Source organism: Bradyrhizobium sp. 142, from assembly GCF_023074015.1.
Lineage (GTDB): Bacteria > Pseudomonadota > Alphaproteobacteria > Rhizobiales > Xanthobacteraceae > Bradyrhizobium.
Genome location: NZ_JADPKQ010000154.1, coordinates 1 through 8,350, shown reverse-complemented (window position 1 = coordinate 8,350; position 8,350 = coordinate 1). Strand labels below are relative to the sequence as shown.

The window sequence follows — 8,350 nt, the reverse complement described above, 5'->3', positions numbered from 1 at the left end:
TTGGTCGTCGAAGATTCTTGGCTGTATCAGCTGGATGACGTTATCGTTGGACACGGCATATCGCTCCTTCGGTGGAGAAGTGGAGGCGTCAAGCACCCCCACGATATGCCGCCTTCCCGATTCCCGCCGTCACCAACTTTGGGCGATAGCTCTACGCGCGATGGGTTCGCGGTGTCGTCAACAAGCCGCGTACAACGGCATGAATAAATGGAAGCTCCTCGCGGAAGCAGAATACTGGGAGCACTTGGCTGAGCTTGAGCTGTCGTCCTATTTCCAACAATGCAACGCCGCTTGTTCAAATGAAAGAACAGAGCCTCAAGCACGCACAGAAGCGAATGACGACTCGCGCTGGGAGACGATTGCCGCTGAAGGAACGGCGACCACGAATGACGCGCAGTGTGCGCTTATGCCCCTATGAGCAAGAAGCTCATCCTGGCCATCGAAATGTGGCTTGGTCCAGCGCGCGGCTGTCGGCGGCCTTACTCTTCTGGCCTATATGTCGCGATTTTGCGCGCGCCTTCCCAAAGCTCGACATCTTGGCCGTTAACGAGCTGCTTGGCTCGTTCGCTCGCCGTTGGTTCGTCGGCGCAATGGAGTTCAAGGCGAAGCTGAATGTGGCCGTCCGATCCAAGAATGTAGGCTCGATACTCCGGCATGAGTTTGCTCCAAAACATCAGTTCCGAAGCTGAAACCAGAAAGAAAGTACAACAACATCAAGAAGCTGTCCATTTGATTAGGACGATACTCCCACCCCCGTCCACGTGGGCGCTGCTCACTCCTCAACTGCGTCCTGGAGCATCCCTTAAAAAACGGCCTGGCTTGGAACGCTGAGGAGGTGCAGGCGCAGCTACATTTTGTGATTGAACCGAATTAACTGTTTTTAATTCATTTAAATACGCCAAAATAACCTTCGCCTGAATAATATCATACCAGTCCAGAAGATCATGAGGTGGATGTTATGCCTGCGACAGAAGATGATGACCGGCGTGAATTCTTGAAAACCTGCGGCAAATTCGCCGCTGTAACGCCGCCCGCTATGACCTTGCTCCTATCGACCTCACTCACGTCAAACGCCATCGCTGCGTCTGGCGCAAGAGGTGTGAACGGAGGTGGGGCAGAGCACCATCACCATGAGCACCACTACGAACACCATCATCATGATCGGGACGACGATTAGCTGCGGCCCGGGCACTCCGAGCCTGCCTTGGCGATGTCGTGCCGCGTAATCACACTGCGGCCATCGGGCAGCGGGATGCGATCAGCAAAGACCCCGCTGCGGGCCTCGATTTCTCATCCTGCTTCGCGCTACTACGGTTCCTGGTTGTTGGCTACTTCTCGCGCGGCCAAGCTAAGCTCAAGCTCAGTGAGCTTTTCGACCAAGTGCTCCACGATTTCCTCGCAGTCCGATGGTGTTAGTGAGTGCACGCCTCGCGAGGCCAGTTCGTTCTGGAGGATCGCCGCGATCATGGCTTTAACGCTCATGGGACTACCGTCAGAAAAATTGATCATCAAGAAAATCAATCTGAAGTAGACGCCCAAGATCGATGATGCGCAACGTCCGTAGGACTACGGACAGTGCGTGGGCCGCAGCGCACAAATAGATGATGGGTCTTCTTCTTCCGCCCGCGCGCGTGGTCTGGCGCTACTTCTTGACCAGTATTCCCATCGTTTGCGCCATTCGCCTCACCGATCCGGCGTGGCGGCCCAGTTCCGCTGCTATCTTCGTTGTGCCAACGCCCTGCCGAGCGAGCTTGACCAATCGCTGGATCTCGCGGTCGGCCCATTGCTTTGGCTTTTGTGTTTTCATGGTACGGCACTCAACCTGCCGCCCTGCCTACCAGTCAGCCTGGTTGCCGACACTTGGGAAATTTACGGGTTGTCCGCCTCGTGGTAGTCACCGCGGGCCACCTGCTGTCCCAATCGGGATACGCCTCGGTGGGCAGAATAGCGTGGAGCAATCCTTCGCCGCCGCGGCGGCAACGGGTCTCGTCGTGCTATCGTTGGTATCTTCCTGATGATGATGTAGCAGAGCCACTGCTCAGAGGAGCGAGGCCCGCGCGCCGGGCGCATAGCATCTTCTCGCGGCGCACCCACGCAGCATACTTCTTTGCCGTCCAATCCCGCTCTTCGCGCCACCTCCTCGAAATCAACCTCGGTTCGCTTGGACAGGAACGTCGCCTATGCCACCAAGAACGAGCGCGTGCGCTCGCGAAGGTCGTGGCGGTGCCGGACGTGCATTCGCCGGGGCGCGATCCCGGATAGAAGCCGCAGCTCCATTGTCATGGATCGCTCTCGATCGGATTGCCAGAGCGCAGGCCGATGCTGCGTCAACACCGAAGCTCACGTCGCCCTAACCGCAGCGGCCCCGTACTGGAACTTGGGGCAGGGCCGCCTGCTCTCCGGGCCCGGGGCTGGGGGACAGGTCAAACCCGGTTAGCACGGGCAAGTCTACGCCAGAGTTTCAGAAGGAATGATTGTTCAAAAGAGGCACCTCTCTTGAACGTGTCCTACTCTCTCTGCGAGTGTCGGTTCAACCGAGCATCCACATCGTGAACGCGGCGCATAGGCAGATGATGCCCACAATAGTCATCGCTGCAAACCGCTCGGTTCGATCCATAGCGATCAGCTTTCGGGGCGCCCGTGCCTCATAAATGTTCAAGAAGCCGCTTCGGCCCCTAAGTTCCGCGTGTCCCAATCTCAGACCGGTTTGCCGTTTAGGGCAGCACTTTGGTCCTCGTTATGGGGTCTAGCTAGAACCTTTATACGTGGTTCCGAGTTTTCACGATGACAGGTGCGTAGATGGAATAGCCTCGCTTTATTTCCACTTGAGCATACTGTCCGGCCATTAACGGCAGACGACAGGCGCCGCTGACTGAGAGTTCTTTGCGCTCCCGCCACAAGGATGGGAGCGCGCTATGCCGCACAATGACAACCTCCTTCTCGCATCACTGTCTCCGGGCGATCTAGCTGCCCTTCAACCCCACCTGAAGCTCGCGCATTTCGAGCAGGACCAGGTGTTATTCGAGGCGGGCGACACGATCGACGCAACCTATTTTCCGACCAGCGCAGTCATTTCCATCGTGGTCACGCTGTCGAGTGGCCAGGTCGTGGAGGCCGCGATGGTCGGCCGAGACGGCGTGATTGGCGCGTCGGCCGCGCTTGATGGCAAGATGGCATTAAGCCGGGCGGTGATCCAGCTGAGCGGCGAGGCAATGGTTTGCGGCCTGGCGGGGCTCAAGGGTGCGGCCATGCAGAGCCAGGCGCTTCTTTCACTGCTGATCAGACACGAGCAGACCCTTTACGCTCAGGCGCAGCAATCCACCGCCTGCATGGCGGCGCATCATGTGGAGGCCCGCCTTTGCCGCTGGCTGCTCCGGTCGAGGGACCTTTCGCAGAGCGATACGCTTTTATTCACGCAAGAGTTCTTAGCGGAGATGCTGGGTGTCAATCGAACGAGCGTGACGGTCGTGGCACATACGCTTCAGCAGGCCGGAATAATCAAATACACCAGAGGCAAGATCCGGATCACCGACCTTGAGGGCCTACGGGATGCGGCCTGCGAATGCTACGAAACCGTGAAGTCGCAGTACAAGAGCCTGCTCGGTGGGGATCACAGCCCGCCGATAACTCACATTCCTTCGTAGGTGAAGAGGTGAGCCAATTGGCAAGCCCCGATGGGCGCGCCAAAATTAAGGCGCAATGTAGGGAACGCCACATAATTTTGCGCGTTTACGTACCTGATCCAGCGAGCCGATCTCAAGGGCCTTCCCTTTCAGCTCCGAACGTTATTGTTCGGCCAAGGGAACTGATCAGAAACCCACAACCGCAAGTCCCTCGGAGGCTGTCATGGATGGTTCTCGAAGCGAGCGCGCACGCGCGAGGGCACGTTACCTTTTGGCTCAAATCGCACCCCTGCCCGATGATACCGAAGTCCAGCGCTTGCGCGAATTATCCATGGATTACATTCGCGAGGCCGAAAGTCTCGAACGAAAGGGTGTCACCACGCGGGAGCCCGGCGAACAAATCTCCGCAGCCCTGGATGCGATAGCCCAAGACTTTTTTGCTCGTGCTCGTCAAAACCGGTCGAAAGAGTAATCCGTCCCGCGTGTCCACAAACCTGTGGAAGTCCATTGTCGCGTGCGCAGGGTAAGACTTGCGGTCAGCCCTGACGATTGGTGGTCGTTCCAAGCCGTCTGCTTGGCGCTGGGTGAAGATCGGTTTCGGTCGCCTTAAAGGCCGCATCAGCTCGGACGCCGCCAGTCGCCCGCTTGGGTCAGGCCACTGAGGCCGGAGTTAGCGGAGTTAAATGTCGGCCCCCTTGTTGCTTAGGTCGCCACGCTCCTCTGCACCCTGCAATTCCCTCTGCGCTTGCTGCCAAAACTCGTCTTCGCGTCCTTCGGGTCTGCCCGCCTGCTCCCACAGTTCGAACGCGCGTTTCCTTATCTGCTCTTCTGTTGGGTGAGCCATGATGAATTCTCCCAGAGTGCAGGTCCCGCCTTTGGCAGGAGGCATATAAGGGCGGCACCGGTGCCAATTTATTGTGGCCCGAAGAGCCAATTCGGGAATAGGAGAGTTCGTTCCTTGCTTTCATCTATGCCGCCGCCGATCTTCCGTCTCCGCCCCGCGCATAACGATCTTGAGCACAACATCCGGCAACGGCCGCTGTAACGCCTTCGCCTTACGCCATGGCGCGCGCACCCAGACATCGCGCTCTCTTCATTGGTCGTCAGGATCACCGGCATGGTCTTTAGATGGCGCGCCGGGTCAGTTGCGAAGAGGTGTGGCCAAATGAGACGGTAGGGGCGGTTCCTTTCGTGCCACGTCAAGCATCAGTAAATCTATGCCGCAAAGCGCAGGCTGATCCTCACATTCGACATGAGTAAAAGCTGAAAAGCTCTGCTACTTTACGTTGATCTGCCGCGAAGTCTTTGCGCGGCAACTGCAACGATGATCCATTGTTCTGTGAGGACACAACGTTGAGTCGACGCGCAGTTGGAAGATCCGAGACCCACGAATTGCAAGAGATGGCGCGGATACTGGCGAACCTATCCGAAGCCGCGCAACGACTTCCCGAGGGATCAGAGCGACATAGTATATTTAGGGAGATCGAGGGATTTCAAAGACGGCTGGCGACGTTAGTTGCGCGCCATCCAGGCTGAAGTCCTGTCGGGGCGGATTTCCAGACCAACGTCTTGGTCTCCTGGTTCGGCTCTGGCGCGAATGCGGCGGAGCTGCTGGCCGCTCCCTGGCTTGAGCCACATGCCGCCAGTGCGGCGATGACGTATTGCGTATGTTGGTGACCGGCGGGCCGCCGGTCCGGAGCGGTGGCACATGTTAAAACATAGATTGTCACCTACGGCAGGACTCTCCTGGCTCACAAGCGTTTTTCCGCTTCAGCCAGCAATAAGATGGTTGAAGCCGTCATGTGAAGGACATAAGCGACCAACTCATCGGGAGGCTCAGGTCTCGCTTGCGTGCCGGAGCCGTGACCAGCTTGGCGATTCCGCGCGGTCGGAATACCCGACTGAAGAACGCTCCGAAGGCCAGCAAAATGGCCTTGCCAGAATGCATGCTCGGCGACGCCTGATTACGAGGTCGCCATCTGGGTTGCTGTAAACGGCCATGGCATCCTGCTGACGCACAACAACGGAATCGGTGTCCCGCCAGCTAAAATCTTCGGTGTTATCATTCATGGGTTGTGCATCCTGCGAATCAAGGAGTTCACTACGCTGACACAATGCAGGGTAGCAACGCGAGGATTGGGCGCTGGTCGATGAAGTTCAGCGCGTCTGTGCGCCCATGTTCGTGCTCTTCGACTTTCAGGGATTTGGGCGACAGATCTATGAAGACATCGTTCGCCGGTTCGAGAAAGGTGAAGCCACCTGATATGGGCGAAGCAAAGGTAAAGCAGAGTGCTACCGCGAAACTCATGGAAAAGTTTCCCGCGTGCGCCTTTTGCGCTGGCATCAGGGCGACGACTACACGCGAGCATATGCCGCCTAAAGCTCTTTTTGACAACTCGCACCGGCCTGACAGGCTGGTGATGCCAGCTTGCTCCGAATGCAATCGAGGCACTAGCACGTCCGATCTCGTCGCGGCGATGGTTAGCCGTTGGGATTTTTACGCCAACGACCAATCGCAAATCGATCATTCGAAGCTGTCGGCTCAGGTAAAGCGGCAAGCGCCCGAGCTCGTTCGCGAATGGTTATCCGCAGATTCGCCAGCGCAGCAACGAAAGGCGCGACGACATTTAGAAAGCCACGGCGTCAAAGTTCCGTTCGGAGCGCGCCTCACAACTATCGGTCCAACGACTATCCGACATTTGAACGTCTTTGCGCACAAGCTCACGCTGGCGCTGTATTTCGAACACTTCAAAAGGCCGTTAAACGCTGCAGGCCGCGTGCAAGCAATTTGGAAAACGAAGGAAGATTTTTTCCGCCTGCTGAATCTGTTCGACGGCTACAACGCACTGATTCAGGGGCAGTGGAACGCTGCCGAAGTCTTCGAGTATCGCTTTGCGAGAAATACGCAAGAAGGTCTGTTCGGTTGCTTCGCAAGGTTGCGACAAGGTCTTTTCTTTCTCGGATTTGCCATCGAAAGCGACGCCACTTTGGAAGCGAATCCCGAGCTGGATGGAATTTAGATTAAGCCGGACAACCTTTTGGAAGATGGCGCGGCTCCGATCTTCCTTTTGATCGTTGGCGTACCCATCGACAGAACCAGCAGGTCGTGCAGGACCTATCTCGCGCATTTCGCCGAACGTGATTTTTTGCCCAATTGTTCCAGGTTTAACCTTTTGCGCGGGCATCAAGTTTAACGAGCGATGTTTGTCGCGAAGTCAAAAAGCCCGGATATGCTGCGACCAATTCATAAGCACGAAACTACAGGGACGAAACGGCATCGGTCGAACATTATCGACGATCCTTGCCTGAACACAGGCATTTCAAATGATCCGATACTCAGCCTACGGGTCTTCGAATTATCGGACGCGACTTTCGCTGCCCGATCCGGACCCTCTAAAGACGGCCTATTGTGAGTTGCTGGAGCTACGTGAGCGCGTGAGACGCGCCGAGGCCATCGCTGCAAGGCAGCCTAAAACGACATCGCGACGGGGAGCGACTGCGACGGTGCCGGTGAGCGGTGCCAGCTTGGGGCCGTTCCTTCGATAATCCGTTCGCGCTGCCGGGCACGACGCTGGCCGCTACATCGCCAGCCTGCCCAAGGCCGAGCACGATGCGCAGGAATGGCTGGCGGCGATGGAGGCGCTGCTGCTGGTCGTTGAGCGCGGTGGGCCGACGATGCTCGCCCGGATCCTGCGGGCGGTGAACGCCGGCAAGCCGAACCCGGACGTGGGTGCGGCCTCACGGTAAACAATATCTCTACCTCGTCCGCAGATTCTGACTGGACTTTCCGCGACAGCTTTCATCGATCTCTCAGAAATGGCGCATAGACTTGAGCCCTATGGAGAAGCGAGCCGCACACCGTCAGCGCGTATTCAAAGCTGCAATGATCGAGTTTCCCGGAGGCGCCTTCAGTTGCGTCGTCCGAAATCTGTCCGATATCGGCGCCCAATTGGACGTGCCCAGCGCATCTGGCATTCCGCACGAGTTCACACTGATCATTCCGAGTGCGCAGTTCCAGTTTCCCTGCCGCGCGGTGTGGCGCTCGGAGCGACGGATCGGGGTTGCGTTTTCCTGATTTTCGCTCTCGTTCTTTCGCTCCGGCCGGCCAACTGTGAGACGGCCGTTACTTCTCTAGTTCCTGATTTGTGATCGGCGGGGTGAGTTGGTAGGCAAGCATCGCTATTTCTGCCTGTGCCTTTTCAGCTCTATCGAAATAGTCAGGGGGCCAGAACGTGCAGGGCGCGCGCCTTCTCGGGATTCGCATCCGCGACGCGATCTCGGCCTGTCGCAAGTAATATTCCGGAGATGCCACGCCCCTATTCCCCTCAAGGTATTCCTACTCGCAATAGAGCAGGGCTCCGAAAGTAGCTATCTAGTTCTGGGAACTGTACAAAATTGCACCGAGCGGATTGATTCCCGCAAGCGGCAAACCGGCATCGGCGTTGGGATCATGAACGCCGGCAGGGTTCCACCGGGCCACGGCGGAAATGGGCGAGGGTGTACCGGGACCGAGCGGTCCCGGATTACGCTTTCGCTCCATCCGGGCTTGTATGGGGATGTGGTTGTCAAGGGGAATGATTGATCAGGGCATGCTTTGCTCATGGTTGTTGGTGTGGAGTGCGATGCACTCGCGATGGCGTTTTCGTTCCGATGGTTGACCGCTGCGCCAGACGCAGCCGCGGTCAAGGCTGGCCGCAGGCCACCGCCGGAGGCGGCTCGTAGCGGCC

9 protein-coding genes are annotated in these 8,350 nt (G+C 57.5%); 6 read left to right on the top strand and 3 right to left on the bottom strand.

The genetic code is table 11. The annotated features are described in order from the left end of the window. Together IVA82_RS14720 and IVA82_RS14715 are read left to right on the top strand one after the other, a co-directional pair. The coding region (locus IVA82_RS14720; protein ID WP_247493355.1) for a hypothetical protein at positions 1–418 on the top strand (418 nt) is incomplete at its 5' end. Positions 419–958: 540 nt separating this feature from the next. Further along, entirely contained in the window at positions 959–1,177 is a 219-nt protein-coding gene (locus tag IVA82_RS14715; protein ID WP_247385124.1) for a hypothetical protein, read from the top strand. Between the two features lie 131 nt (positions 1,178–1,308). Here the strand turns inward: IVA82_RS14715 and IVA82_RS14710 are convergent, their stop codons facing one another. Both IVA82_RS14710 and IVA82_RS14705 read right to left on the bottom strand, forming a co-directional pair. Further along, entirely contained in the window at positions 1,309–1,482 is a 174-nt protein-coding gene (locus tag IVA82_RS14710) for a hypothetical protein (RefSeq protein WP_247385122.1), read from the bottom strand. Positions 1,483–1,642: 160 nt separating this feature from the next. Then, positions 1,643–1,807, bottom strand: a complete 165-nt coding sequence (locus IVA82_RS14705; RefSeq protein ID WP_247493354.1) for a hypothetical protein — start codon at positions 1,805–1,807, stop codon at positions 1,643–1,645. A 1,108-nt stretch (positions 1,808–2,915) separates the two neighbouring features. Here IVA82_RS14705 and IVA82_RS14700 point away from each other — a divergent pair. Both IVA82_RS14700 and IVA82_RS14695 read left to right on the top strand, forming a co-directional pair. Continuing rightward, positions 2,916–3,644, top strand: a complete 729-nt coding sequence (locus IVA82_RS14700; protein ID WP_247385120.1) for a Crp/Fnr family transcriptional regulator — start codon at positions 2,916–2,918, stop codon at positions 3,642–3,644. A gap of 202 nt (positions 3,645–3,846) precedes the next feature. After that, positions 3,847–4,095 (top strand): hypothetical protein, encoded by a 249-nt coding sequence (locus tag IVA82_RS14695; RefSeq protein WP_247385119.1) that lies wholly within the window; start codon positions 3,847–3,849, stop codon positions 4,093–4,095. A 207-nt stretch (positions 4,096–4,302) separates the two neighbouring features. Here the strand turns inward: IVA82_RS14695 and IVA82_RS14690 are convergent, their stop codons facing one another. Next, positions 4,303–4,467, bottom strand: coding sequence for a DUF2934 domain-containing protein (locus IVA82_RS14690; protein WP_247385117.1), 165 nt, complete (start codon positions 4,465–4,467; stop codon positions 4,303–4,305). A gap of 1,375 nt (positions 4,468–5,842) precedes the next feature. Between IVA82_RS14690 and IVA82_RS14680 the strand changes: the two genes are divergently transcribed. Together IVA82_RS14680 and IVA82_RS14675 are read left to right on the top strand one after the other, a co-directional pair. Beyond that, positions 5,843–6,643, top strand: a complete 801-nt coding sequence (locus IVA82_RS14680; protein WP_247385116.1) for a hypothetical protein — start codon at positions 5,843–5,845, stop codon at positions 6,641–6,643. 818 nt (positions 6,644–7,461) lie between these two features. Continuing rightward, the gene (locus tag IVA82_RS14675) at positions 7,462–7,698 is read left to right on the top strand and encodes a PilZ domain-containing protein (RefSeq protein ID WP_247385115.1); all 237 of its coding nucleotides are present in this window, start codon (positions 7,462–7,464) and stop codon (positions 7,696–7,698) included. Positions 7,699–8,350: the final 652 nt, after the last annotated feature.

Bases quoted from the DNA above. Each gene is read 5' to 3' on its own strand.
- IVA82_RS14715 (WP_247385124.1), top strand. From the start codon at position 959: ATGCCTGCGACAGAAGATGATGACCGGCGTGAATTCTTGAAAACCTGC.
- IVA82_RS14710 (WP_247385122.1), bottom strand. From the start codon at position 1,482: ATGAGCGTTAAAGCCATGATCGCGGCGATCCTCCAGAACGAACTGGCC.
- IVA82_RS14705 (WP_247493354.1), bottom strand. From the start codon at position 1,807: ATGAAAACACAAAAGCCAAAGCAATGGGCCGACCGCGAGATCCAGCGA.
- IVA82_RS14700 (WP_247385120.1), top strand. From the start codon at position 2,916: ATGCCGCACAATGACAACCTCCTTCTCGCATCACTGTCTCCGGGCGAT.
- IVA82_RS14695 (WP_247385119.1), top strand. From the start codon at position 3,847: ATGGATGGTTCTCGAAGCGAGCGCGCACGCGCGAGGGCACGTTACCTT.
- IVA82_RS14690 (WP_247385117.1), bottom strand. From the start codon at position 4,467: ATGGCTCACCCAACAGAAGAGCAGATAAGGAAACGCGCGTTCGAACTG.
- IVA82_RS14680 (WP_247385116.1), top strand. From the start codon at position 5,843: ATGAAGACATCGTTCGCCGGTTCGAGAAAGGTGAAGCCACCTGATATG.
- IVA82_RS14675 (WP_247385115.1), top strand. From the start codon at position 7,462: ATGGAGAAGCGAGCCGCACACCGTCAGCGCGTATTCAAAGCTGCAATG.